Origin of the sequence: uncultured Microbulbifer sp. (assembly GCF_947489355.1) — a bacterium.
Classification (GTDB): Bacteria; Pseudomonadota; Gammaproteobacteria; order Pseudomonadales; family Cellvibrionaceae; genus Microbulbifer.
Genome location: NZ_CANLDD010000001.1, coordinates 396,823 through 422,677, shown reverse-complemented (window position 1 = coordinate 422,677; position 25,855 = coordinate 396,823). Strand labels below are relative to the sequence as shown.

General features: G+C 49.2%; 23 protein-coding genes and 3 pseudogenes. 10 read left to right on the top strand and 16 right to left on the bottom strand.

All coding sequences use genetic code 11. The annotated features are described in order from the left end of the window. Together Q1A48_RS01890 and Q1A48_RS01885 are read left to right on the top strand one after the other, a co-directional pair. Positions 1 to 80 (top strand): annotated as a pseudogene (locus Q1A48_RS01890) (IS200/IS605 family transposase); the annotation flags it as partial. A gap of 148 nt (positions 81 to 228) precedes the next feature. Then, complete coding sequence (locus Q1A48_RS01885) at positions 229 to 2,376, top strand: AAA domain-containing protein (RefSeq protein ID WP_299940383.1); 2,148 nt, start codon at positions 229 to 231, stop codon at positions 2,374 to 2,376. Between the two features lie 20 nt (positions 2,377 to 2,396). Here the strand turns inward: Q1A48_RS01885 and Q1A48_RS01880 are convergent, their stop codons facing one another. Further along, positions 2,397 to 3,518, bottom strand: coding sequence for a DNA methyltransferase (locus Q1A48_RS01880; protein ID WP_299940382.1), 1,122 nt, complete (start codon positions 3,516 to 3,518; stop codon positions 2,397 to 2,399). A 145-nt stretch (positions 3,519 to 3,663) separates the two neighbouring features. Then, positions 3,664 to 4,596: pseudogene (locus Q1A48_RS01875) on the bottom strand (IS30 family transposase); the annotation flags it as partial. A 198-nt stretch (positions 4,597 to 4,794) separates the two neighbouring features. Here Q1A48_RS01875 and Q1A48_RS01870 point away from each other — a divergent pair. Continuing rightward, a complete protein-coding gene (locus Q1A48_RS01870; protein ID WP_299940381.1) occupies positions 4,795 to 5,562 on the top strand; it encodes a hypothetical protein in 768 nt (255 codons plus the stop codon). Positions 5,563 to 5,576: 14 nt separating this feature from the next. Here Q1A48_RS01870 and Q1A48_RS01865 read toward each other — a convergent pair. After that, positions 5,577 to 5,675 (bottom strand): annotated as a pseudogene (locus tag Q1A48_RS01865) (IS5/IS1182 family transposase); the annotation flags it as partial. A gap of 281 nt (positions 5,676 to 5,956) precedes the next feature. Continuing rightward, a complete protein-coding gene (locus Q1A48_RS01860) occupies positions 5,957 to 8,134 on the bottom strand; it encodes a heavy metal translocating P-type ATPase (protein ID WP_299940379.1) in 2,178 nt (725 codons plus the stop codon). A gap of 78 nt (positions 8,135 to 8,212) precedes the next feature. Here Q1A48_RS01860 and cadR point away from each other — a divergent pair, with 78 nt between their 5' ends. From cadR to Q1A48_RS01845, 3 genes are all read left to right on the top strand, one after another. Beyond that, positions 8,213 to 8,641, top strand: coding sequence for a Cd(II)/Pb(II)-responsive transcriptional regulator (cadR, locus tag Q1A48_RS01855; protein WP_299940378.1), 429 nt, complete (start codon positions 8,213 to 8,215; stop codon positions 8,639 to 8,641). Then, the gene (locus Q1A48_RS01850) at positions 8,616 to 8,840 is read left to right on the top strand and encodes a hypothetical protein (protein ID WP_299940376.1); all 225 of its coding nucleotides are present in this window, start codon (positions 8,616 to 8,618) and stop codon (positions 8,838 to 8,840) included. The genes cadR and Q1A48_RS01850 overlap by 26 nt, the downstream gene beginning before the upstream one ends. Before the next feature lie 270 nt (positions 8,841 to 9,110). Next, entirely contained in the window at positions 9,111 to 9,650 is a 540-nt protein-coding gene (locus tag Q1A48_RS01845) for a DUF2004 domain-containing protein (RefSeq protein ID WP_299940374.1), read from the top strand. A 580-nt stretch (positions 9,651 to 10,230) separates the two neighbouring features. On the opposite strand, the gene Q1A48_RS01840 is transcribed toward Q1A48_RS01845, so the two are convergent. Then, a complete protein-coding gene (locus tag Q1A48_RS01840; protein ID WP_299940372.1) occupies positions 10,231 to 11,106 on the bottom strand; it encodes a hypothetical protein in 876 nt (291 codons plus the stop codon). 917 nt (positions 11,107 to 12,023) lie between these two features. Here Q1A48_RS01840 and Q1A48_RS01835 point away from each other — a divergent pair. Together Q1A48_RS01835 and Q1A48_RS01830 are read left to right on the top strand one after the other, a co-directional pair. Beyond that, positions 12,024 to 12,425, top strand: a complete 402-nt coding sequence (locus Q1A48_RS01835) for a hypothetical protein (RefSeq protein ID WP_299940370.1) — start codon at positions 12,024 to 12,026, stop codon at positions 12,423 to 12,425. Positions 12,426 to 12,793: 368 nt separating this feature from the next. Beyond that, a complete protein-coding gene (locus tag Q1A48_RS01830) occupies positions 12,794 to 13,369 on the top strand; it encodes a hypothetical protein (protein WP_299940366.1) in 576 nt (191 codons plus the stop codon). Positions 13,370 to 13,893: 524 nt separating this feature from the next. Here Q1A48_RS01830 and Q1A48_RS01825 read toward each other — a convergent pair. The 5 genes from Q1A48_RS01825 to Q1A48_RS01805 are packed head-to-tail and all read right to left on the bottom strand — an operon-like array spanning position 13,894 to position 17,931. Beyond that, positions 13,894 to 14,565 (bottom strand): SCO family protein, encoded by a 672-nt coding sequence (locus Q1A48_RS01825; RefSeq protein ID WP_299940362.1) that lies wholly within the window; start codon positions 14,563 to 14,565, stop codon positions 13,894 to 13,896. Between the two features lie 4 nt (positions 14,566 to 14,569). Next, positions 14,570 to 15,463, bottom strand: a complete 894-nt coding sequence (gene cyoE / locus Q1A48_RS01820) for a heme o synthase (protein WP_299940360.1) — start codon at positions 15,461 to 15,463, stop codon at positions 14,570 to 14,572. A gap of 11 nt (positions 15,464 to 15,474) precedes the next feature. Then, entirely contained in the window at positions 15,475 to 16,536 is a 1,062-nt protein-coding gene (locus Q1A48_RS01815; RefSeq protein WP_299940358.1) for a COX15/CtaA family protein, read from the bottom strand. Between the two features lie 10 nt (positions 16,537 to 16,546). Then, positions 16,547 to 17,188 carry a hypothetical protein gene (locus tag Q1A48_RS01810; protein WP_299940355.1) on the bottom strand — a complete coding sequence of 214 codons (642 nt, stop codon included), beginning with the start codon at positions 17,186 to 17,188 and terminating at the stop codon, positions 16,547 to 16,549. A gap of 23 nt (positions 17,189 to 17,211) precedes the next feature. Further along, positions 17,212 to 17,931 carry an SURF1 family protein gene (locus Q1A48_RS01805; protein WP_299940352.1) on the bottom strand — a complete coding sequence of 240 codons (720 nt, stop codon included), beginning with the start codon at positions 17,929 to 17,931 and terminating at the stop codon, positions 17,212 to 17,214. Between the two features lie 54 nt (positions 17,932 to 17,985). Here Q1A48_RS01805 and Q1A48_RS01800 point away from each other — a divergent pair, with 54 nt between their 5' ends. Further along, positions 17,986 to 18,210, top strand: coding sequence for a DUF2909 domain-containing protein (locus Q1A48_RS01800; RefSeq protein ID WP_299940349.1), 225 nt, complete (start codon positions 17,986 to 17,988; stop codon positions 18,208 to 18,210). Positions 18,211 to 18,279: 69 nt separating this feature from the next. Here Q1A48_RS01800 and Q1A48_RS01795 read toward each other — a convergent pair whose 3' ends face one another. From Q1A48_RS01795 to coxB, 4 genes are read right to left on the bottom strand one after another with little or no spacing between them, the layout of a single operon-like run. Then, positions 18,280 to 19,170 (bottom strand): cytochrome c oxidase subunit 3, encoded by an 891-nt coding sequence (locus Q1A48_RS01795; RefSeq protein ID WP_299940347.1) that lies wholly within the window; start codon positions 19,168 to 19,170, stop codon positions 18,280 to 18,282. Positions 19,171 to 19,175: 5 nt separating this feature from the next. Next, the gene (locus Q1A48_RS01790) at positions 19,176 to 19,748 is read right to left on the bottom strand and encodes a cytochrome c oxidase assembly protein (protein WP_299940345.1); all 573 of its coding nucleotides are present in this window, start codon (positions 19,746 to 19,748) and stop codon (positions 19,176 to 19,178) included. 14 nt (positions 19,749 to 19,762) lie between these two features. Continuing rightward, complete coding sequence (ctaD, locus tag Q1A48_RS01785; RefSeq protein ID WP_299940342.1) at positions 19,763 to 21,313, bottom strand: cytochrome c oxidase subunit I; 1,551 nt, start codon at positions 21,311 to 21,313, stop codon at positions 19,763 to 19,765. Between the two features lie 20 nt (positions 21,314 to 21,333). Next, entirely contained in the window at positions 21,334 to 22,479 is a 1,146-nt protein-coding gene (coxB, locus tag Q1A48_RS01780) for a cytochrome c oxidase subunit II (RefSeq protein ID WP_299940340.1), read from the bottom strand. Positions 22,480 to 23,324: 845 nt separating this feature from the next. Between coxB and Q1A48_RS01775 the strand changes: the two genes are divergently transcribed. Further along, positions 23,325 to 24,662: an MATE family efflux transporter gene (locus Q1A48_RS01775; RefSeq protein ID WP_299940338.1), complete on the top strand. Its 1,338-nt coding sequence runs from the start codon at positions 23,325 to 23,327 to the stop codon at positions 24,660 to 24,662. A gap of 64 nt (positions 24,663 to 24,726) precedes the next feature. Here Q1A48_RS01775 and Q1A48_RS01770 read toward each other — a convergent pair whose 3' ends face one another. Together Q1A48_RS01770 and Q1A48_RS01765 are read right to left on the bottom strand one after the other, a co-directional pair. Then, entirely contained in the window at positions 24,727 to 25,554 is an 828-nt protein-coding gene (locus Q1A48_RS01770; RefSeq protein WP_299940336.1) for a hypothetical protein, read from the bottom strand. Further along, positions 25,551 to 25,829, bottom strand: a complete 279-nt coding sequence (locus Q1A48_RS01765; RefSeq protein ID WP_299940334.1) for a YheV family putative zinc ribbon protein — start codon at positions 25,827 to 25,829, stop codon at positions 25,551 to 25,553. The genes Q1A48_RS01770 and Q1A48_RS01765 overlap by 4 nt, the downstream gene beginning before the upstream one ends. Positions 25,830 to 25,855 lie beyond the last annotated feature (26 nt).

Below are 25,855 nucleotides of genomic sequence, written 5' to 3'. Positions count from 1 at the left end.
CGTCCACCGTTGGTCGTGATGAGAATGTGATCAGGGAGTATATTCGTCATCAGGAGAAGGAAGATCGGCGAGTAGAGTAACTGAACTTGGTATGAAGATATAGGCAGCCCCCTTTGGGGGCTCAAGGAACGTTAGTTCCGTACAGACCGCTTTGAGCGGTTCACGATTAAAGCCACCGGCTTTGCCGGTGGATATTTACTCAATGCTGCGACAAGTAGGGTTGAACGCATGTGTGAATTTACATACCACGGAGAGAGCCTAGAAGCATCGTATAAAGCTATTGTACTGACCAGAAAACTTTCAATACTGGGTACTAACTACTTTGAATTCGAAGTAAGTGAAGATTCGACAGAATCCAAGATAGAAGAAAGCCGTTATCTAGTACTTGGAATAATGTCTGACCCTGGGTTTCCTATACGGACTGGATATTCATTTTCTAACGAACCAGGCTTCTCTGTGATCGATCCACAGCAACTAAGCGTGAGGACAAACAGGCTGATAGGTGTGGAGCTTGTTCATTTTGATCGAATTGGCAGACGGGTTAAAGTTAAATTTAGTTCGGGTTATGGTCAAAAATTCAGCACATTGTTTGAAGCCATAATGAATAGTGCGATTGTCAGCAACTGTGATATCCCTATTTTCTTGATGGAAGGAGAGCCCTACGATGACTCGAAGACCACAAATGAAATTTTGCGGGAGGTAGGGCATCCTTCTACGGCAAAAGCCGATTCGAGCGCAGTAACAGCTTTAGGAAGAAAGTCTGCTAAGAAAAAGTCTGGTACAGACCCCGTTACTCCAGTATCAAAATTCCTGTGGGAGGCAAAGTCCCTAGCTAAAAATAATGTTAGAGATAGCAGTGAATTAAAGGATCTTCTCAATAAAGCCAAAACAGTCAATCAGTTTCCTATTAACGAGAGCCAACAGAAAGCTGTAAAAGGTTGTGCCAAGCAACAACTAGGTATCATGTGGGGGCCTCCTGGCACAGGAAAGACTGATACCCTTTCGGCTCTTATCCACTCTACTATAGATGAGGCTATTCGAACGGAGAAAGGTAAAAAAATACTGATAACTGGACCGAACTATAGAGCGGTGGAGGAATTAACAGGCCGACTGGTCAAATCAATCAATAGTGACTCCACTGTTCCCTGCCAAATTTATATGGGATATTCTCGTTCGCGTGATCCACAGTCTTTTCCAGCGGTCAGTAGTCATGTAAGAGGCGGCAGCCTCCGGTTTACGAGAAAAGATCCACTTTTTTATGATTTACAGAACAGCATAAAGGATCCAACAGCAATTACTGTTGTTGCGACCTCAGCGCATGCTATTCCCGGTTTTGTTGCTGAGTTGGGGTACGATAAACGGATTGTTCCGCTTTTCGATTTCGCAGTGATCGACGAAAGCTCACAGGTTTCTCTGTCATTGGGGCTGAGACCTCTATCTGTACTGAAGGAAGAGGGACAGCTTACAGTCGCAGGTGATCACAAGCAGATGCCACCAATCTTCAGTTTAGATGCGCCGGCGGGTGCAGAGTATTTGGTTGGAAGTATTCAGAGCTATTTTTTGGAACGCTTTAAAATTTCAACGTTTCCATTGCTGATCAACTACCGGTCATGTAAAGCGATTGTTGACTATGCAAAGTTACTTGATTACCCACAGGAGCTTCGCGCAGAGAATCCTGATCTTAAGCTTCATCGCATTTCTAATTCGCAACATTTGCCTGTGAGCTTACCTAGTTCAACGCTTTTTGAATCAGTTATAGATCCTGATAAGTCCGCTATTACTTTAGTGCATGAAGATATTGCTTCTTCCCAAGCTAACCCAGATGAAGTGGATTTAGTCGTTTCAATCGTGTGGTCATTATATACAGGTATTAGTGCATCGCTCGATGGTACACAAAAGTCAGTTAAACATGAAAAAAATGATTTGGGCAGCTTCTTTGATAAAGCCGTAGGCATTGTGACACCGCATAAAGCTCAAAAAGCGCTTGTTATTTCTAAGTTGCGGGAGCTTTTTCCTGCTGCCGACCCTGATAAATTGTATGCATCGGTTGATACTGTAGAGCGATTTCAGGGTGGACAGAGACAGACAATTATTGTGTCTTTTGGTGTCGGTGATACAGAAATCATCGAGGGAGAAGAAGAATTTCTACTTCAGCTCGAAAGAACTAATGTAGCGGTATCACGAGCAATGGCGAAATGTATTATGATCATGCCAAAATCTTTGGCCTATCATTTACCAGGTGACAAAAATGTGGCTGAGTCGGCTATTGCAATTAAATCCTACATTGACGAATTCTGTGGCGAACGTGAATCTCATGGTGTGAATTTTCAATCCGGAGCGCGTGAAGTAGAACTCAGGTGGCACACAACTAAATAAGTTAATCGCTGGGCTGCTAATTACTGTCGGAGAACATGAAAATCGAACTCGACAGCGGCTTGTGATTTTGAATTCATTTGACGCGCTTGGCGCTTTCCTTCCTGTGCTGTTTTTGCACTGCGGGTTGAAATTAGCCTCCATCGTTCGCCGGAGGACTCCAAAGAGCTTAGGAAGATGGATTTTGTATCAACCTTAGCAGATGGGATTATGCCAAAGCGAACAAACATTCTCAGTTCATTGGCGTTCGAGGACGCCATATTCGTCCAAACATCGCCGAGGGATTCAGCAAAGTTTTCTTGTCCGTTGTGATCTAACTGGTTCCTTACTATGTAATCAACATCATCAGGCCCCCCTAAAAACCAATTTCGGAGCCAATGATCCTGTACATAAGTTCGCATACCGTAGTAAGGAGGAGATGTAATAACCATTGAAAAATTATCAGAGACTCTAGTCATTGTTATAGGTTTTCTAGAGTCACCAAAGATAATCTGGTTATGATTTCCTACATACTCATTTGACAATCCCTGTAAACGACGGACTTTTTTTTCTAGGACATCAACTATATTTGCCGGCTTTGGTTTCAGTTTTCTTTCTTTCCAATATCTAACAGAATAGTTTGGCTTAGAGGAAAATGTGCGAGGCATCTGATTTGAAAAATATGAAGGTATACCTTCTCTTTTGTTCAAGGGACCATGTAGACATCCTAGTGCTGCCGCACGAAGAACAGCTGAAGCGTTACTATCTCTATTTCGATTTAATAGGCCCTTGCGTAGAGCGCAAAGCTGCTTCAAAGTATCTTCATGGTATGCCCATTTAAAAAATTCAGAGCTTGGTATGTTAGAGGGTGTAGTTTCGATGATTATTTTTTGAGCGAGCTTTATGACTTCATCGGGGTTACAACTAGCAAGTTTTGCTTTTGCAATTGCGACAGCTACGGGTGATGAATCTAATCCCCAAGCATCCAGCCCCAATTTTCGAGCTGCATAGAGTGTTGTGCCACGACCACAAAATGGATCGACAACAATTGGATTTGAAGATTTGTATTTCTTTAATACCCTTGTAGGGTACTCTAGAGGAAACATAGTGAAGTACGGGCAGATGGCATTCAGCGCATTTTCAGACTTATTACTCATCTGGCTCATTCACAAAGCTCCTTTACGTGTTCATTTTAAAATCTGGCATTTTATACATTCCAAATCTCTTAGTCGATCTGAAGCATATGTCAGTATACTCAAGCCTTGGTTCAACTCCGAAGTGCATCACAGCCCTATGATTGCTCATTAACTGACTTGGTGTTTTATATCCCAGCCCTTTTCTTGGGCGAGAATTTAGTCTTTTCACCGCTCTTCTCACCTCCACCTGTGTCACTTTCTTCAAGTCTGTATCTTTCGGGAAATATTGCCTCAGCAAGCCGTTAGTATTTTCATTCAGCCCTCGCTCCCAAGAGCTATAAGGGTGGGCAAAGAAGACATCTGCAGAGAGCGCTGAACTGATTTTTTCATGATACGCAAACTCTTTCCCATTGTCAGCCGTAATGGTGTGAACAACCTCTTTAAACGGGCGCAGCAGTGCGATAGTGGCCTGGGTAACGTCTGCAGCACTCTTGCTGTTAACCTGTCCGGATACTGTGAAGTTAGTCACCCGCTCTACGATGGTAATCAGGGCGCCGCTGTGACCTTTACCTATCATTGTATCTATCTCCCAATCACCTATGCGTAATTTGTCGTCAACAACCGTAGGGCGGTCATCTATGCTCACTCGATTCCTTATCTGACCCCGTGTCGATTTACCATTACGGCGCTTGTCGTATTTCTTGCCCTTCCGGCGAAGGTGTAGGTAAAGGTCTCCTCCAGCCTGCTTATCCGCCCAAATATGGAGATAAATGCTCTCGTGGCTAATCAGCTGCTCTTGATCCTCCAGTAACCAACCCGAGATCTGCCCTGGGCTCCACTCTAAACGTAGTTTGGACTCAATGAGAGCTATCATTGCGGGGATCATCTTAGTGGGTTTGACAGCATCTTTGCGCCGCTGCTCTGCCTTTTGTTGCGCCTGCTTGTGACGATACCCCCTACCGCCAGTATTCCTGGCCAGCTCCCTGCTGATCGTTGATTGACTTACGTCAATGGTTCTAGCTACCACCCTTTGGCTCAAACCACTTTTGATTAACACTGAAATCTGGCATCTTTGCTCATAAGTCAGCTGATTGTAATCCTTGGTCATCACTTCATCTCTTTGGTCGGAGAAAAAGCGGCTAAGCCTACCTTCAGCTGGCTTCTTTTCCTACCTCGTCAAGTGATGCACTTCAGAGTTGAATCCAAGGGATACAAAAGACGCTCTATGATAAAATATAGATTTTAAGAAGAAAAATATCTCATTCTTCATTATGCAAACGTCTTTGGCTTAAATGTTTAGGCAACTATGAATATCACATTAAAATCAATCGGGTTGTTTGGAATTCTACTTTTTGGGGCTCTATTTTCTATTACATTCGTGTCACCCGAGGTTATAGAAGAATCGACAAAAGGTTTCGTGAAATACCAGATTGAGAAGGAAGTTCGGCAAAAGCAACAACATTTAAGCGGGTCTACCGTTGCAAGCAAAGCGTTGGATATTGCTGAAAAGCTGGGAGTAGAATCAGAACAAATCCAACTGAATCTTGATAATAACCTGCCAGAAAAAATTGCAAGTGTAATCGCTTCTATGTGTGGTTATGACTGTGAGCGAAAAAAAGCTGTGGCCCAGTCAATAACACTTGGTTATCTTGATCGGCTAAAAAGCATTAAAATAGCACAAGATACGCTCGGTGATCTCATAAAGGGAAAGTATATAGAAATAGTTAGCAATCTAAAACTTGATCTTCGTGTATTTCTCGGAACAAATTTCTTGATGTTTTTCATTCTGCTGGTCGTATCTCTTGCTAAGCCGAAAGCAGTAACTCACTTGTTCTTGCCTGGGATGCTCTTGGTCTTGGCTACAATCTTTTCGTCAGCCATCTATATATACGGTCAAGATTGGTTCTATACGATCCTATACAATGACTATATGGGCTTTGGTTACTTGGCGTATATTGCGGTCATATTTGGCATTTTGGTTGATATCGCGCTTAATCAAGCACGAGTGACCACTGAGATAATAAACAGCATAGCTAATATGGTTGGTTCGGCATTTTCGACGCTTCCGTGCTAGGGGCTGTTCCCGTTTCACATAGGTAGCCACAGGAGGACACAGGCCATAGCTACTATGCTTTGATAGCACCTTTTGGGCTTGTCGAAACGTGAGGCAATCGCGCGGTAGTGTTCGCCGGTCAACACCATGCGAACTGCGCGTTCCCGTACTTCGGGAGACTATCCAGGTCGTTTGCTCATTGGCTGATTTTCTCAAGAAAGTTAGCCTCCGAGAGGCCCAGGGTGATTCACTTTATTACTTCGACTGCAACAGAAGATGGAAAAATAAGGTTTATTGATGCTGAGTAGTGAGTAAATCGCCGAAGGGTAACCTTCTTGCATCCTTGGGCCTGCAGGATGGATGAAGTTTAAAGCAATTTACTGAACTGAACTTGTATACGAAGTCCCGCAGCAGGTCACTTACGCATCAATCGTAACCCATTAAATACCACCAGCAGACTGGTACCCATATCCGCAAACACCGCCATCCACATAGAGGCCTCTCCGGCAAAGGCGAGCACAAGGAATATCGCTTTGATGCCGAGGGCAAGAATGATATTTTGCCAAAGTATATGGGCCGTGGTGCGTGATAAGTGGATAAACCCGGCAATTTTTCCGAGTTTGTCATCCATCAGGGCAACATCGGCAGTTTCTATGGCGGTGTCTGTACCTGTAGCTCCCATGGCAAAGCCGATGTCGGCGCGCGCCAGTGCCGGAGCATCATTAATGCCATCCCCGACCATGCCAACTCTTCCATGACCGGCAAGGGACTCCACTTGCTGTAGCTTATCTTCTGGAAGGAGGTTACCTTCGGCACGATCAATGCCCACTTCGCGGGCGATAGCATCGGCGGTATGCTGGTTATCACCGGTTAACATCAAGGTTTTTACCCCCAGCTCGTGGAGTTCCTCGATGGCTTGGCGGCTGGATTCTTTGACGGTGTCGGCTACCGCGAATAAGGCGATCACGCCGGATTCTCCCACCAGCATAACGACAGTTTTTCCCTGGGATTCCAAATTACTCAATTGAAGCGCCAAGTCTGGACTGCAGACCCTCAGCTCCTCTACCAAACGATGATTGCCCAGATAGTAACCTTTACCGGCAATTTCACCGCGGACCCCACGGCCGGTCAGGGCTTCGAAAGCCTCGACTTCTTCCAGGATCGATTTTTCCAAGTGGAGATATTCTGCAATGGCTTGAGAAACCGGGTGATCGGAACGGGAGGCCAGGCTGGCAGCAATTACCTGGATTTTATCGACCTGTGTCCCGGATCTGGGCTCGAAGTCGGTCACTTCGGGTTTGCCGTGGGTAATGGTGCCGGTCTTGTCCAGTGCAATCCAGCGCAGGCGACGTCCTTGCTCAAGATAAGCGCCGCCCTTGATCAGGGTGCCGTGACGGGTTGCGGCTGCAAGGCCGCTGACAATCGTAACGGGGGTAGCGATTACCAGGGCGCAGGGGCAGGCGATAACCAGTAATACCAGTGCCCTGTATATCCACTCCATCCAGGCGCCGCCAAAAAAGAGCGGGGGAAGTAGTGCAGTAGCCAGTGCTACGGCGAAAACCAGGGGCGTATACCAGTGGGCAAACTGGTCGACAAACCGCTGTGTCGGTGCGCGGCTCCCCTGGGCCTCCTCTACCGCATGAATTATCCGGGCCAGTACGGCATCATTGGCAGCGGCGGTTACTTTATATTCAAGCGCGCCAGACTCATTAATAGTGCCGGCAAAAAGTTCATCGCCAGCTGTCTTGTCTACAGGCAGGCTCTCCCCAGTAATGGGGGCCTGATTAACTGCAGAGTTGCCTTTTATCACCTCCCCATCAAGGGCGATACGTTCGCCAGGCCTGACTCTGACAATGGCTCCCAAAGGGACTTTCTTTGCGTTGGTTTCATGCCAATGCCCATCTTCCTGACGCATAGTGGCGGTTTCCGGGGTTAGATTCAGTAGCGCCCGGATGGCATTTCTAGCGCGGTCCAATGATTTGGCTTCAATCAGCTCCGCCAGGGTAAATAGCACCATTACCATGGCGGCTTCCGGCCAGTGGCCAATCAGTATGGCGCCAGTAACCGCAATCGACATAAGGGCATTCATGTTCAGATTGAGGTTCTTAAGCGCTATCCATCCCTTTTTGTAGGTGGAGAGGCCGCCGCTTGCGATGGCAGCCAAAGCCAACACAAATACAAGCCAGGTATTGCCCCCTTGCAGCCAATACACCAGTTCTGATGCCAGAGCGGCTATGGCTGCAGCCCCAAGCAACCACCAATTGGCTTTGGCTGTTGGAGGGGCGCCCTCGGTATCTTCCCGGGTGGCCAGCCTGGCATCCAGGTCGAGTGGTGCAAGTACATCCAGGATCAACTGATCCATGCCGGGTTTGTGGCCGACAGTCAGGATTCGCTGTACCAGATTGAAGTCGAGGCTGTAGACCCCCTGAATGCTGGATAACTTGGCGCGTATCAGGCTTTCTTCGGTTGGGCAGTCCATCTTGCCAATGGAGAACAGGGAGGTCTCTCCGTCTTTATTGACGGTATTATTACTCGGCTGTTGAAGTGGTTCTTTGGGCTTTTCACAACCACAGCCAGTATCGCGTTTTTCCATGGTCCACTCTCGGATAGCTCATAGGATGAGCCAGTATTACAATCCCTCTAGTAACTATAGAGTCAAGGGGGTGCCTACATGCCCTACAGGATTGGCGAAGCCGCCAAGCGGGCCGGCTGTAAAGTGGAAACTGTGCGTTATTACGAACAGGCGGGTTTACTGCCCGAACCCGCGCGAACCGAGGGGAATTTCCGGCTTTATTCTGAGGCTCATCTGGAGCAATTATGCTTTATTCGCCACTGCCGTTCATTGAATATGTCGCTGGAAGATATCCGAAGCCTACTCGAACTCAAGACGCGGCCAATTGAGAACTGCGCGGAAATCAATGCGCTGGTTGATGAGCATATCCGCCGAGTTGAGGAGCAGATGGATCTGCTGGTACAACTTCGACAAAGCCTGCAGGAACTGCGAGGTCAATGTATCGGCCCGGAAGCTACCGGTACCTGTGAGATTATCAGAGGGCTTAGCGAATGCGAATGCCATGGTGGAGCAGATTCCAAAGTTTGAAGGATTGGATTTATGGTATTCAAGATTTTCCGACTTTGCTCTGGAGGCAGCCCACGATGCTATGGCACTCCTCCTTGAAGGGCCGGTCATTTCTAAAATGAATTATCACATCGGTGAGAGCATTCAATTTGTAATTCCTGATCCCTGTGACTTGGGACCAGAAGCTAAATATCCAGATTTCTGTTTCAGCTATGGGTAACCACTCTTTTAGTTTTCAACTGGAGGCATTGTGAGGGGATGGGGTGCTGGCTTTTGCCGCGCACGTATCCGGGTCGTTTGCTCATTGGCTGATTCTCTCAAGGAAGTTAGCCTCTGAGACGCCCAGGGTGATTCACCCTTGCCATTCGCCAGTAGTGAACATCTCATTGCGACATGAATCGTTAAGGATGGTAACCTTCCTACAAAGGGCTTTCACCTTATTAGTTCATGCCCATGCTACAAGTGTTAAGATCACGAGGATTTTTTTGTTATGAAAGCAATAGAATTACCCTTTTTTGGTGTAGTTAATTTAGACGTAGACGAGGAAAGCGATCACGACATAGAAATCGAAATTAATGGGCATAAGGTATCTGTAGACCTTAACATGGAGCCTTTAAAGGAAGGTGAAAACCCTGAAAATATAGCATCGAATTTAAAAACGACATTAGAACAACTTGCTGAATTAGAGTGCACTGCACACGATGCTATCCATAGTAATTATCAACATAAAGAAGGGGCAGTAGATAATCATCTTGAAGATTGGTTATACAATTTGGAAGAGGGTATGGAATTTGTTGAACCCAAGGTTCAATCGGCGATTGCGAATGGAACAAGAAAAGAGAAAAAGGATAATTTATTTAAGCTGTTAAGAATTAACAGAATCGGATTGTATCCATCAGAAGCCAATTTTATAGTATGTGATTATAATTTTGGACCAGATCCAGATTTTAAGTATGGGTACTGTGATGAGTATGTTGTAGTTTCTTTTAATAAAAACAGAGCAATAAATGAGGTGTCTACCGAGGGTTAAGCAATTGTGTTGTGTGCGAACTAATTGTCAAAAGAACAAATCAATACAGCCAATCACGAGTATTGTGGTGGCATACTTGAGGCAGTTTGCGGTTTTATATCGCAATAAGGAACCAACTTCTAGCTGCGAATCCATGTGATCGGTACACAGGTAAATTTGAACGCTTGGCTGGTGTCGTCATCACCAGCTTCCCCGGCAGCAAAGGCAGAAGTTCCGGTGATATTGCCCGTGGCTGCGGTCGCGGCCTTATCATCGAATGCGCTAGAGGAGACTATCCAGGAAAGAGTTTCGCCTTGATTGACACTGCCCTGGATACCCTGGACATGGTAAACACGCCCTCGGTGGCGATAATCCCGCTCTCGCCATTTGGAATATTATCATCACTTGGCTAGAGGTAATATCTGAGCCAGTGTTGTTATAGGAAGGCGATCCTACCAGATTGTTGGTGGAGGTTCTATTTTTGAATGCTGATACGGTTAGACTAAGGAATTTGTCTCCATAGTAAGCGGTATATGAAAAACAGATTTCAGAAAAGTATGTAGTTCATGCAACGCTTATTTACAGTCCACAGCATGCTGCATTAAGAACGTTCGAGAAGGCTCGGATGAGGGTGCGCTAGTGATACGTTCTGCCAGAACCATTTTCGCCAAGCTGTACCATGCTCACTTTCTGCATCGAAACGGGCTTCTAGAATACGAAAATCTCCCGGAACCAATTCTTTGACAGAGGTCGAGAAATCTAATATTTGAATAGCATGGGGAGGAATGGGACCGAGCCATGTGAGGTGGGTTAAAAATTGAGGTAATGTCAAGTCAAGCTCTATGCCTGCATCCTCACATTCATGACTGACATACAACAAACGTTCTCTACTATCGCGAAGGTCTATTGCTAACCAATCCCCATTTTCGACATTAAAAATCGGAAAACCATATCCCATAAATTCTTCAATAAGATCCAGATGAGCTATTTCTTCTGGGGTATCACTTATATCTCGCATATAATCATATGCCCCGACCCATGGAAAGCCATTTCCTGCCGCCAGTATGCTGTTGACCCCAAAATTTAATGCTCCTGATATGAACTTTGGGGTGCGTATCGCCACTTCGGGTGGAGATTTCCCGGGCTCGATACCCCGGTCCCATTCCAGAAAACGTTCAGGGGGGGTAGCCTGAATTTCTATATCCGAGCCCCATTGTTTATCTATTTTTTTTGCTGGAAAAAACCATGAAAATTCGATGTTACTTGAAACCTGAGTGAGGATCTTCTCCAACGTTGCTGGTAGGGGCCGTCCCAACTTACGCTCTAGTGTTCGGATCGCCGAAGAATCAGCTGGCGGTGCAATAGAAGCGATGGGGCCAGTGCTTTGATGGTCCCAATGTCCCCGGGCTCGATTTTTCATCGCGGGATGTTGCAAAGCAGAGGCTACAGCCTCAAGATGGGAACGAAGTGGATTCATAGTGGTTTCTAAAAACGCTCAATTTTATAGTACTTTCGCATTGATGGCACTGATAAATAGGTGTGGCAGCGCCTTATAATCCTCTACAAATTGGCAGTGAGAAACCCGCTCAAGCACCTCCACAGCACACCTGTACGGGCCAAGACCGTGGAGCTAAGCGGTATGAATAAAACTGAGGTGCAAACAGAACGCATTGACAGCGTTGGCCGAAAATACAAACAGGAAGTTTTTGCGAGCCATTACAAAAGCATTGATGGTCTACTCAGGTAAATTGTTGTCTATCTTAGGGCAAGTGTCTGTTAAGAACCCGCCTGCCGCACACCAGCACACCTGTGGGTCTGCATATGACGGTTCACTGACACGCGCCATTCGGAGTGCGAAATTTCACCCAGATATCCCTTAGCGAACAAGGCCAGGATTCCCACGGAGCGGATGGCTGATGCCCTGGTACACCGCAAACGGCCTCGCCAGTGGTGGGGGAACCAAACTTGGTGTCGCCTAAAACTTTACCTTGATTGAATTCTTTGTAAAAAGCGATTACGGTAGGTCTGCTGCCATAGCGCCCAGCTGTTTCATCAGCGCAAGCAAAGAAAAAATAGATAAAAAAGTGCAACAACCATTATTCCGCCCGCGAGACGCCCGATAACGGGGACGCTCGCGGGAAATCCATCACCACAACCAATCTTCAAAAAATAAAGAAGGACCGCATCATGACCGCGTAAATGAGAGAAAAACGCCACCTCCCAGTGCGGCAAACACCGAGAGATGGCTAACCCCAATAGATAAGCAAAGTATCTAGCGAGGCTGTCTTGAATGATACGCCATACACTCGTTCGTCTTCAATCAACGTCTCCCTGAAGGCGAGCTTTTCGAGTCACTTCCGCCCCTGGCGACGGAGTGTGCTGTGGCGTTGCGTGATGATTGGTGTGGTCTTTTACTTCAGCCGCGCACCGCCTCTCTGGCTGCGCACCTTGCAAGTTTCCCTTTTTTCCTACAAGGACCGCGCCTCTGGCGAGAAAAACGGTGCTATGCGCTCGCCTTTCCGTCACCGGCGATTCAAGGAGCTTATAAAGATGGCTATCTTACCCTGTCGACTGTTTCAGCCACTGGACCTGGGTGGGTATTTTATTATCACGCCGGTCGCCATCAGAGATAAGGTTGTGGACCTGCACATTGCGCCCGGCAGGGGTAACCGGGTGATGCGGGCCGTGCGTTTGCTGCAGCTGTTGGAAGAAGCCTGGGCGCTGGAGAAGGACCCAACCGATCAGCCCCCAGCCATCCTCAGGCCATTCAAGCACCGCCCCAATGAAAAAACGTAACGTTGAGGGGCGGAGTGGACTTCGAATAAGACGGTGCAGCTCTAAGAAGTACCGCAAGCGCTTACCTTCTTATGCGGTCACTATGGGGAGGTAAGCGCGTCGGCGATCGCTGCCCGTCCGCTTACTTACTGCCAATTTTCTTCTGCTCATTAGCAAACTATCACTAGCGGGCGGCCCAGCATTTAGAAAAAAGGCGCTGGTTACAAGTGTGTTATTCTTGCTGTCACACCTTGTAGAATGTGGCTTTCGCGGTTCGCTCAGGCAGGTCCGGTACTTGGGTAAAGCCATCGCCGCAGCCACAACCAGGCAGGCAGGGGTGCGCAAAGAGCGCGCTTCCGGTGGGCAACGTTATGATTAGGAATGAAAGAGTGCAAAAATATATTATCATCTTAGTTATGCTTTTTTGTGCTGGCTGCACAACCCCTCAACTTCGTGAAAATAACGATTCTATACCCCTTGATGAGAATGGATATATTGCGGGTAGTTTTATACATAGTACTCGTGAAAGCTATGCAAGGCTGGCTTTAGAATTAAAGGAAAAATCCAACTCGAAACTTACCCTTATAGAACTCCATCTACCTAAAAATTATCGTCCAATTGATTTGGTGGGTGTAAAACCAGGTATATATAAAATTAACTCGCTAACAAGGCTGGCTGCATCAGGTGGCTATATCAGTAAGAAAGAAATAAATATCAATGAAATCGAATCAGAATTTGAAGTTAAACCTGGATACATATACTACATCGGTGATTACGATGGACAATCAACAAATGAAATTACTTCTTTCATAGTGATTGGGGCAGCTGCTTCAGCAAGTACAAATCATGATGAGGCTTTACGAATTAGTGGACAAGAATTAAACGCAGTCAAAGAAAAAATACTTACCCATTACCCAGAATTTGGCAACTTGGAAGTATTAGATGTTTTCAATCTAAACAAGTAAAGGTGCCGAATGCAAAAAATCTGCGTCCGTGCTTTCGGGGTTACCACCCAAAAGGAAGGTCAGATGAAAAAAAACACCACTATAAAAAGCAGCTTTAATCTAAAATTCAAGCGGGAAGCTACGCAGCTGGCTGTTGACTATAGGTAGACAGAAAAATGACTTGTGAAGCATGGCAGTGAGAAAAGCTACCATGGAATTGCAGGTGCGAAGACTCAGTAAAGAGCGAGGCGGTGGAGTATTCCCCAATAGCGAATCACCGGAGCACCCTGGCGTTGTAGGCTGGTCAGAGTTTTCTGCTCACCCTCTCCCAGACGTTATATCACTCCCCAGGGAACAATTTCCCAGTAGACGATTGTCACCAAGAAAGACGGTGAGAGATATGCCCGTTCAAATAGCAGGGTATTGATCAGCGAAAGCGCCTTTGCCAGCTGAACGGTGAACTTTCCATAGGGGCCAATCCCTGCCTTGATAAAGCGTTGATGTCTGTCTCCCAATTACAGCTGACCCATCAGGCCGGGCACTTGTTATCCATTAAACGTCGCCCGGATGGAGCCATAGGTCAGCTTCATTTTGGATGGATCAAGGGGGGCTTTGAAGAAGGCATGGTAGTGTCCCAGGGGATTGATAAGCACCACCTGGGAGCCGTGATCCACGGTGTAGTTGTCACCTTCCAGTACTACTTTATTAAAGGGGACATTGAGCTGGCTGGCAAAACGTTTGATCTCAATGAAATCGCCGGTAACACCGCGAAAATCCTTGTTAAAGTAGTTGACATATTGGTGTAACACGTCTGGCCTGTCTCGGCTGGGATCGACAGTGACCAGCAGAATATCCGTGTCTGCACGGGCAGTTTCGTCGAGCATTTGATAAAAGCGGTTCAGGGTCGACAGGGTTGTGGGGCAGATATCGGGACAATGGGTAAAGCCAAAGAATACCAGTGTCCACTGCCCGGCCAGGCTTTCTGTATCAAATGTCTCACCGGTGTCAGAAATCAGGCGGAAGTTATCAAGGATGCGTGCCCGCTGTAATTTTACCGCACCATTTAAACGTAGCTCTGCATCGCTAATCACCCGCGGTTGAGTCAGTTTGTGCAAAAAGCCCGCCAGAACGGCCACTATAAACAATACCAGAATGGCAACCGTGATCCAGATGCCGCGTTTTTGCTGAGAGGTGAGTTCCCCGATTGTGTTGTTCATTGATTTATACCGCTATCAGGTAGTGGTCCAGTAACATAATGCAAAAGAGTGCCATTAAATAAATAATGGAATATTTAAAGGTTTCCATACCGGCGTTGGGGTCACGGCCCCGCAGCATGGCAATGCTCCAGTAGAAAAAGCCCAGACCCAGCACAACAGCCCCCAGAAGGTAGAGCCAACCGAGCATGGCCGTGGCAAAGGGCAGTAAACTCACAGCGAACAAAATAAAGGTATACAGCAGGATATGCAGGTTGGTATAGGGTACGCCGTGGGTGACCGGCAGCATGGGTACATCGGCACGGGCGTAGTCCTCCTTGCGATGCACGGCCAGCGCCCAGAAATGCGGCGGGGTCCAGGCAAAGATAATCAGAACGAGCAAAAGGGCGTGCCCGTGGATTTCCCCGGTCACGGCTGTCCAGCCGAGTAGTGGTGGTGCTGCGCCGGCCAGGCCCCCAATAACAATATTTTGCGGTGTGGCGCGCTTCAGAAACATGGTGTAAATCACCGCATAACCCAGAAGGGAAGCCAGGGTTAGCCAGGCAGTGAGTGCGTTGACAAAAAAGAGTAGGATCGACTGTCCGAGCAGGCCCAGTAACAGGGCAAAAAGGAGCGCCCTGCGCGGTTCCACCCTGCCTCTCGCTATTGGTCGGTTGCTGGTGCGCGCCATTTTAATGTCAATATGCCGGTCAACCAGGTGATTGACCGTGGCAGCACTACCGGCACAGAGCGCAATACCCAGGTTTCCCAGTAGCAGTACGGGCAAGGGAACCGCACCTGGAACAGCCAGTAACATGCCGATCAGTGCGGTGAGAATCATCAACAGCACCACCCGGGGCTTGGTGAGTTCAAAGTAATCCCGCCAGCCAGAGTGCTGTATTCTCGCAGAGTGAATGGCCATAATTCCGCCTGTTATTGTGTTTGCTTCAAGACATTATTTGCCCGGTTTACATTCACTGGTTGGGTGATTTGTAGGTGGTAGCAGAAGGTTAAAATAACCAGCAACAACAACGCTGCTCCGGCGTTGTGTGCCACTGCAACCGGCAGGGGTAGGAACATCAACACATTGGCGATTCCCAGACCCACCTGTAAGAGCACCGCGCCAGCCAGGGCCAGGGCCCATGCCCGTGATGCTGCACGCCAGGCCCGTACCGCCAGGGACAGAACCAGTAGTGTTACCAACAGGGCGCCCAGGCGGTGGGTGAAATGGATTGCTGTGCGCGCATCGCTTTCCAGGGCGCCTCCGAGATAATTTGGTCCAATCTGCTGGGCGATATTGAAGCCCTCGCGGAAATCCGCCTGTGGCCACCACTGTCCCTGACAAGTGGGAAAATCCACACAGGCCAGTGCCGCGTAGTTGGCACTGGTCCAGCCGCCCAGAGCGATCTGAAACACAACCGCCACGGCGGCCAACAGTGCCAGGGGGCGTAAATTCTGCAGGGCACGAAACGCATGCAGGGGGATATACCGGTCCCGCTTGCGCAGACGCTCGACGATCAGCCACAACATCGACAGTGTCGCCATACCGCCCAACAGGTGGGCAGTCACCACTTGTGGCCACAGCTTTAAGGTGACTGTCCACATTCCGAAGGCAGCCTGCAGCAGGATCAGGGCCATCAGGATTTGTGTCTGCTTAAACGTCCGCTGGGCGCGGCGGCGCCAGGCGAGACAGGTCAGGGCAGCTACCAGTAATAACAAGGCGCCGGCAAAATAGCGATGCACCATCTCGGGCCAGGTTTTGCTGACATCGACTGGTGCATCGGGAAAAGCGCTGTTGGCTATCTGAATCTCATGTCGCTCGTCCGGCCAGGTGAGATGACCATAGCAGCCCGGCCAGTCGGGACACCCCAGACCGGCCCCGACCAGCCTGGTGAAGGCGCCCAGCACAACCACCACGACGGCGAGGGCACAAGCGGCCAGAGCCAGTCTCAGCCGCCATCCAGAGCGCGGCTTTTGAACGACAATCGGTTGCATTTCTGCCCCACTACTGCTCATAGGAGTACTTCAGTAAACGTTTAATATCCTTTAACCACTGATTTCCGCTATGGTGATTGTCATAAGCCATCATGGCGAAACCCTGCTGGTCAATGAGTACCGCTCTGATATCGGCAATATTTTGGTGGGCGGTCTGCTCTTGTAGGGCCAGCAAGCGCTCCCGGTTCAATTGCAGCACCTTCAGGCGGGGATGCTCCTGCCTGAGTTTCTCTGTCTTATCGGCTGTCAGGGGCTCACCGGTGACCAGCAGTCTTTCCACACGGTTGGCTTTCTCACCCAGGCGGATATGTACTTGTCGGCTGGTGTACAAAAGTTTCTCGCATTCCTCTCCGCACGCCATACCACTTAGTATTAAATAGCGCCATTTGGGGGCGTCTTTTCCGATGAGCGAGACTTCCTCTTCGCCTTGAATAAACGACACCTCTGAGAGGTTGACCGGCGGTTGAAGCAATTCGCCTTGATTAAGCGTGCCTTCCGGCAAACCGGTACCCGTATAAAAAACGATATAGGCGGCAACGATAGGCAGTACGACGGAAGCGACAATGGAGATACCCTGCAGTTTCCTCCGCCTTGGGAAGTGACTGCCCTGGGAGCTGTGAGCGGAAAGTGGTGCCCGGCCATTATTTTCCATTTTGAAAATTCCTCGATGTACTTCTATTTATTTTCATACTTGGAAAGTGCGGAAAAACGGGTAGCGGTAAACGCCCACAGAATGGCTAGTACCACGGCCATGGTAAACCACTGGAGGGCATAGGCTCTGTGACGCTCGGGTCCGCTGTTTATCCACAGCCAGTCTGTGACCAGAGCGGCATTTGAATCGGCACTGAGCCGTAGGGACCACTTTTCATTATTGACCCCCAGTGCGCGTGTAAACCGCGTATCCAGGCTTTGAATTCTGCGCTCTGGAAGTGTTTCTGGCAAATGCTTTGTTGGTGTTGATTTGGCTACTGGATATAGAAAGCCGCTTATAGTCCTTATTCCCTGTGAAACCGGAATTTTGGGAAGGCGTGTGCGTCGGTTGGGTGCGGGAACCCATCCCCGATTGATCAGCCAGTGTGCCTCGGGGGTAACAAAAACCTGCAGGACCTCATAACCAATACGGCCGGCGCGGGTGCGATTATCCAGAAGAAAATAGTCTTCAGCAAAAAATCCCGTTAATTTGATCGGGGTATAGCGTTCAAATCCACGCATCATTGCCGGCTCTACAGGTTGTGCGGAGAGTCTGGCGTTGAGTTCAGCGCTTAACACCGCCTTCTCTCCGGCTCTTTGCAACTGCCAAAGCCCCAGTGCAATCAGAATGGGAAAAAGCCCGGCGGAGAGCAGGGTTACAGGCCAGTTACGAATCAGTGGTACACTGATCTTTTTCGCTGGCAAAGATGGAATATCCACTGTCATGCACAACTACAACCGGTGGTGGAAAAGAGTAATATGTGGCTGAAACTACTAATTGTGGCCCTGTTTTTGGCGGTGCTGGCCAGCCTGTCCAGCGCCTTGTTTTTTCTTTTGAAAGACATGGGCGCCCCCCAGTCAAAGCGTACCCTGTATGCCCTGGGTGTCAGAATCGCTCTTGCTGCCCTGTTGTTAGTGGCAATCTGGTATGGATTTGAAAGTGGCATTTTGGCAAAAACGGCTCCCTGGGCACAAAAATACTAGCTGCGGGGGTGTATCCGCTTTGCAAGCAGTACCATTCACCCGGGGAGCGTATTTTGCTGAACCCCACTATCAGGCACCGAGCACATAAACAAAAATAAACAGGCCGACCCAAACAACATCCACAAAATGCCAGTACCAGCTGGCGGCCTCAAACCCGAAATGATCATCCGGTTTAAAATGATGGGCAATAACGGAGCGCAACAGCATAATCAGCAGCAAAATTGTTCCCAGTGTGACATGCGCACCGTGAAAGCCCGTGAGCATAAAGAACGTGGTTCCATAGACACCCGATTCCAGTGTCAGCCCCAGATGTTGGTAGGCTTCGTAGTATTCCATTGCCTGTAGATAGAGAAAGCCAATCCCCAGTAACACGGTAAGCCCCAGCCAAACATTGAACTTGTTGCGCTGGCCTTTTTTCAGGAACACATGGGCAATATGCACGGTAACGCTGGAGGAGAGCAGAATAAGGGTATTCCACAACGGTAAGTGCCAGGGATCGATGACGGCTTTTGGCCCGAGAAATTTTGCATTATCCCCATGGGCGGCGGCGTCCGGTGTAACATACAAAGGCCAGGTACTTTGAAAATCCTCCCACAACATATTGGAGGAGCCCAGCGCCCCTTCTCCCCCAAGCCAGGGCACCGAAAAATTCCTAATGTAGTACAGGGCGCCGAAAAAGGCGGCAAAGAACATCACTTCGGAAAAAATAAACCACCCCATGCCCCACACGTAAGAGCGCTTCAATTGCTCGCTGTTCAAGCCGGCCATATTTTCCCTGATGACCGCAGCAAACCAAAACCACAAAACCGCAGCCATGGTTAAAGCGCCGGTAAAGAAAATATAGGAGCTTCCATCGTTGATCCAATTCGCAGCGCCAAAGGCAACCAAAAACAAGCCGATGGTGGCAAATATTGGCAGTTTGGACTGCTCTGGCACATAGTAACTGCTTTCACTAGCCATAGTTTTTATCCCTCTCGCGCGGAGCTGGTTCTACTCTTGTTGGGGTTGTTTGAGACCCTCTCTGTAACGTCAAACAGCGTATAGGAGAGCGTGATGGTATTGACACTTGGCGGAAGATCCGGATCGACAACAAAGCGCAGGGGTAATTCCTCCCCCTCTCCCGCCTTGAGTGCCTGTTGATTGAAGCAAAAACACTCCGTTTTGTGAAAATATTCCGCAGCCTTAAACGGCACCAGGCTCGGGATTGCCTGGCCAATCATGTCCCTGTTCGTTGGGTTAAAGGCCAGGAATACGGTATCCATGATCTCACCGGGATGCACTTTTACCGACAGTACACTCGGGGCAAATGTCCAGGGCATATTTTTATTATTGCTCGCCAAAAACTGCACCGTAACGAGTCTGCTGGTATCAACGGCAGCGGGCACGGCCTCATAGCGCCCGCCGGTCTTTCCATTCAGGCCGGTAATCTCGCAAAAGGCGTCGTAAAGGGGCGGCATAATAAAAATGGCAAATACCAGCATGCTGGCGGCAAGCGCCAGCAGTTTCGCTGATATTTTTGTGTTTTCACTAAACTGCATTGGTTACGAGGCTTCTATCGAACAGCCGGGGGGGTACTGAAAGTATGGTAGGGTGCGGGAGATGGCACCGTCCACTCTAGCCCCTGGGCGTTGTCCCAAACCCCTTCCGATGCTTTTTTGCCACCCATGACCGTGCGCACTACATTAAACAGGAATACCACCTGCGCAGCGCCGAACAGAAAAGCGCCCACACTGGCAATCTGGTTAAAATCGGCAAACTGAAGGGCATAGTCAGGGATGCGCCGGGGCATACCGGCGAGACCGACAAAATGCATTGGAAAGAAGGTAAGGTTCAGGCCGACGAATGCCAGCCAGAAGTGCACTTTGCCCATGGTTTCGTTGTACATATGCCCGGTCCATTTCGGCAGCCAGTAATAGACTCCTGCGGTAATGGAGAAAATTGCCCCGGGGACAAGTACGTAGTGGAAGTGCGCCACTACGAAGTAAGTATCGTGGTATTGAAAATCCGCCGGCGCTATTGCGAGCATCAGACCGGAAAAACCGCCAATGGCAAATAGTATGATAAAGGCCACGGCAAAGAGCATCGGGGTCTCAAAGGTCATGGAACCGCGGAACATGGTGGAAACCCAATTAAAGATCTTCACCCCGGTGGGTACGGCAATCAACATGGTGGCGTACATGAAGAAAAGTTCACCGGCGATGGGCATACCAACCGTGAACATATGGTGTGCCCAAACAATAAAGCTTAAAAAAGCGATGGAGGCAGTTGCATACACCATGGAGCTGTAGCCAAACAGGGGCTTGCGGGCAAAAGTGGGGATAATGGCCGAGATAATACCGAAAGCCGGTAAAATCATAATATAAACCTCGGGGTGCCCAAAGAACCAGAATACATGCTGGAAAAGCACCGGATCACCGCCACCAGCTGCGTTAAAGAAACTGGTGCCAAAGTGGATATCCATCAGCATCATGGTCACCACGCCGGCCAGTACCGGCATAACGGCAATCAACAGGTAAGCGGTGATCAGCCATGTCCAGGCAAACAGCGGCATTTTCATCAGGGTCATGCCGGGTGCCCGCATATTCAGTATGGTGGCGATGATGTTGATCGCTCCCATAATTGAGGAAGCGCCCAGGATATGGATGGCGAAAATAAAGAAAGTCACACTGGGGGGCGCATATTCTGTGGACAGGGGCGCATAAAAAGTCCAACCGAAGTTGGGCGCCCCCCCTTCCATAAAGAGCGTTGAAACGAGCATGGCAAAGGCAAAGGGCAGTATCCAGAAACTCCAGTTATTCATGCGCGGCAGAGCCATATCCGGGGCGCCGATCATCATTGGGAGCATCCAATTGGCAAGCCCCACAAAAGCGGGCATTACCGCGCCGAAAACCATGATCAAGCCATGCATGGTCGTCATCTGATTAAAGAACTCCGGTTGCACAATTTGCAAACCGGGCTCGAATAACTCTGCGCGAATAATCAGCGCCATACAGCCGCCGAGGAAAAACATCGCAAAACTGAACCACAGGTACATGGTGCCGATGTCCTTGTGGTTGGTGGTATAAACCCACCGCTTAAATCCAGCTTGAGGACCGTGTGCCATTCCGAATTTCCTCCGGGCGCTTACTGCTTATTTTTGAAGTTGAGGATATCAATGGGCTGGATGGTGTCGCCCATATCGTTGCCGAAGGCATTGCGTTGGTAGGTGATCACTGCGGCGAGATCCACTTCGGACAGTTGTTCCCCAAATGCCTGCATGGCCGGATTTGTCTTAGAGCCGTTGATCACAATATCCAAGTGGCCGTCCAGGGGGCCGGTGGCGATTTTGGACCCGGCAATTGCCGGGAATACGCCGGGAACGCCCTGTCCGTTGGGTTGGTGACACGCAGCGCAGGCGCGGTTGTAGACTGTTTCACCCCGAGTGAATAAATCATCAAAGGTAAAGGTTTTTTCCGTAAGCTCACGCGTTTTTGCCGCAGTGGCTGCGCGGCTGTCGAGCCAGGCGGTGTATTCCTCTTCCGGAACCGCCTTGACGACAATGGGCATAAATCCGTGGTCCTTGCCACACAACTCCGCACATTGGCCGCGGTAAATGCCCGGTTCTTCGATGCGGGTCCAGGCCTCGGTAATAAAGCCCGGTATCGCATCCCGTTTGACGGCCAGATCCGGTACCCACCAGGCGTGGATCACATCATTGGCGGTTACCAGGAAACGGATTTTTTTCTGGATCGGCACTACCAGTGGCTCATCGACTTCGAGCAGGTAGTTGGCCCCTTTGGGCAGCTGATTGTCGATCTGTGCCCTGGGCGTGGAAAGGTTTGAGAAGAAGGAGACCTCGGAGTCCAGGTAATCATACCGCCATTTCCACTGGTACCCGGTGATCCTGATTTCAAGATCCGCGTCTTCGGTATCGTAGATGTCGTACAGTGTTTGGGTTGCCGGAATCGCCATCAGAATCAGGATGACGGTGGGGATGATCGTCCAAACCAGTTCTACCGCAGTGCTCTCGTGGAACTGCGCAGCTTGGTAACCTTTGCTCTTGCGGTGGCGCCACATGCTGTAAAACATGACAGCGAATACCAGGACACCAATGGCCACACAAATCCAAAAAATCAACATGTGCAGCTCATAGGTGGATTGGGCAACTTCTGTTACCCCGCGGGGCATATTGACCCCCCAGCGCTCAACAGTCTCCTCTTCCGCCAGTGCAGAGTGGGCGGACAGCGAAGCAGCCAGCAAGGCGAACAGCCGGTGAAAGCCTTTCAACATCGCCTACAGATCTCCGTGGTTGCGGGTTTCATGAAACCCGTAATTTTTATTTCTGGCCGCTGGCCCTCACGGAATAACTGAAATACCTCTGTGCCGAGGATCGGTACAGGGTTAATTCCACACAAAATTTGTGGACATACTGTAGTAACACAAGACTACATACACTGAGTGGGGATAGGCCCCACGATACTGCTATCAGTGCAACTTGTTATTTTGATCAAAAGATTTTTACTTCAGATGCCGTCACCCCGGAAGGTACAACCAACAACCTATGTTTCTTTTTTTGTTGCAGCTACTGCAGGTGCAAAAGGAACATATTGCCGACGAAAAGTCAATCGGAGCTGGCAATGAAAAATGTTCCTGACATTTTGCATAGGGGGATGAGGCGAAGGCAGTGTCCCATATGGTTGAGCAGAGTTTCCCGGGGATACGCCGATACAAGGGGCGGCTGTCACAAAGCGAATATTGTCTGGAGGAAAAATACCCGAGAACAGTCGTACACATATGTTGCTAAGGCGTGGGAGCGCGATACTGGTTTTTTGCCCATATTTCAGGTAATAAAAAGGCATGAAAGACAGATAAAACCAAATTTTAGTGCGCCAAAAAAGATCCATAAACGGTATGCTTCGTCCCCTGGCACGGTTTGCCGGATACTCTCCGACACCGCCACATGCCGGAGTTTTAGGTTCCGAACCCGCTTGGCTTTTACACTGTGATTTGCCTGGCCTTACCTGGTAGCGTACTTCCCCATCCGGTCTGTGACCGGGAAAAGGCACAGCGCCAGCGCCGCACACACGTACTCCCCCAGTGGACGATCTCACCCGACTTTTGAGTGAACTCTCTCGATGCAGCATGCTCAACCTGAAATACAACCCCTGAGCCGGGTGTGGAACCTGGCCTGGCCGATGATTTTGAGCAATATCTCAATCCCGCTGCTGGGCGCTGTGGATACAGCGATTCTGGGTCACCTGCCTGTGCCGGAATATCTCTCTGGTGTCGCTATTGGAGCCAGTGTCATGTCCCTGCTGCTGTGGGCATTTGGCTTTTTGCGCATGGGCACTACGGGGCTGGTGGCGCGCAGCCAGGATGGCGGCGCCGACTGGCTGTTGCGCGCAGGGTTAATGGCACTGCTTTTGGGCGTTTTGCTGCAGGTTTTTGCCTTCTCCCTGGTGGAATCCATCGTTGGCTGGATGAACGCAAGTCCGACGGCGACGCCCCACGCCCTGGCCTATCTCCACATTCGCTTGATCAGTGCGCCAATAGCACTGGTTAATTTCGCTATTCTGGGTTTCTTTATCGGCAGGCAGGACAGCCGAGCGCCGCTCTATATCCTTCTTGCGGCGAATCTGCTGAATATCGGCCTGGATTTTCTCTTTATTCTGGGCCTCGGGCTCGGTGCCAGAGGGGCCGCAGCAGCGACCGTATGTGCAGATGTCTTTGCTTGTATTCTTGGACTGCGCCTGCTCAGTCGGATCGACGGTGCCATTTGGAGCACTATCGCCGCGCAGCTGCGCAAACGCGGATTTTTCCCCTGGGTTGATCGCAGGCCATGGATACAGCTTTTGCAAATCAATGCGGATCTGTTTGTGCGTACCTGTTTGCTGCTGCTGACTTTCACATTCTTCACGGCTCAGGGTGCAGCCCAGGGAGACGCTGTACTTGCGGCCAACGCCATTTTGTTGCAGCTGCTGATGATGGTCTCCTACGCTCTGGATGGCTTTGCACATGCTACCGAAGCCCTGATCGGTGAAGCCGTGGCCAAACAGTCGGGTAAGGAATTTCACGCCACCGTTTACAGTGCGGGTATCCTGGCTCTGGGCAGTGCCGCGGGTTTGACCGCGATATTGGTGTTGGGGCAACCGGTTATTTTAACCTTGTTTACCGATATAGAGTCCGTGATTGACCAGGCAAAACGGGTCTACTGGTGGTTGTGCGCCCTGCCGCTTCTGGCGGTATGGAGTTATCAGCTCGACGGGGTATTTATCGGTGCGGGCAGAAGCCGGCAAATGCGCGACACCATGTTTATCGCGACTATTTTGGTTTTCTTTCCCAGCTGGTGGCTCACACAAGGCTGGGGCAATCATGGTATTTGGTTTAGCTTTCTTTTGTGGATCAGCGCACGATCCCTGGGCCTTGCTGGTTATTATCAATACTATACGGCAACCAAATCCTGGGTAGAATAAATTCCACCGGAAGTTATTTATGCGGGGGCATACGAGGGCAACAGACCCGCGGATTCGGGCTGTATCAAGGCTGGACAGGAATCTGCTTTTGCACCATGATTTGGGTATAATCGGCAAAAAAGGGTCCCTCCCCCTGTAATATTGCGCGATTGAGATCCAGCACCTGGGATCTGAGGTTTTGATCGTAAAAGTACAGGCTGTTGCCACGCACAGTGTATTTGCCGTGATTTTTTGCCAACAACTTATTGAAAGCGGAAATCCGCTCTAGATAGGTTTCCGCTTTTTTTGCTGAGAAATTTCCAGGTTGATAAAAATCGAGGACATCAGCATTTATTCTCTGAAAAATATATGTCTTCTCAGCGTCGGAAAATCCGTATTCCTGCAATTGTGTATTGATATCTCTGCGCAAGTCCGGCAGATACCTGCTGGCCGCCTGGGCAGACTCCATCAAAGCGCCGATCATGCGTTCCCGTTTATGCAAAAATTTGCGTTTTTTTAGCTGCCGGGGTCCTGAAAATTCACTGGGTGAAAATTTTCCCAATGGTTTGAATATGGTGATATGCTGCAAATTGCTGTTTCTGCTCAGCTGCTCGCAGATTTTTACTGCATACTTCCATTTTTTAAAGGGTTCGCCATGCAGGATTTTCTGTGGCAGTTGCCGTGCTGTGGTATTAAGTGCCTCCTCCTGTTGGCGGTAAAAATCCGGGCGCGCGCGCCAATCATTCGCCTGCAGGCGAAAAAGGGTTAAAATTCCCTGGTTGACACAACTGGCGAGCAAAGAGGCAACTTGCTGTTGTTGGTCTTTTTTAACTGCACGATAGTGATTCAAGCCGTACAGCCCGACTACTGTGGCAAGTACCAGCGCGGTCGAAAATAGGTATATTTTTTTCACTTTTTATTTTCTTTTCCAGGCAAAATCAATTTTACTGCTTCCTCACGCCCCGCTTTGGTCCAGGTCTTGTTTACCCGGGTTTGCAACTCTGCAGATGCAGATTGCAAGCGGATTTCATCCACAAACCCGCAGGAAACACACTCCCGATAATTTTTTCCACCTCTCCAATAATTTACGATTCTGTCCATTTCACTGCAACGCGGACAGACCGCACCGGCAATAAAGCGTTTTTTCAGCGCTTTTTTATCTTCTCCCGGAACATCATTATTTGGCATGACTACGGCTTACTATTACATGATCT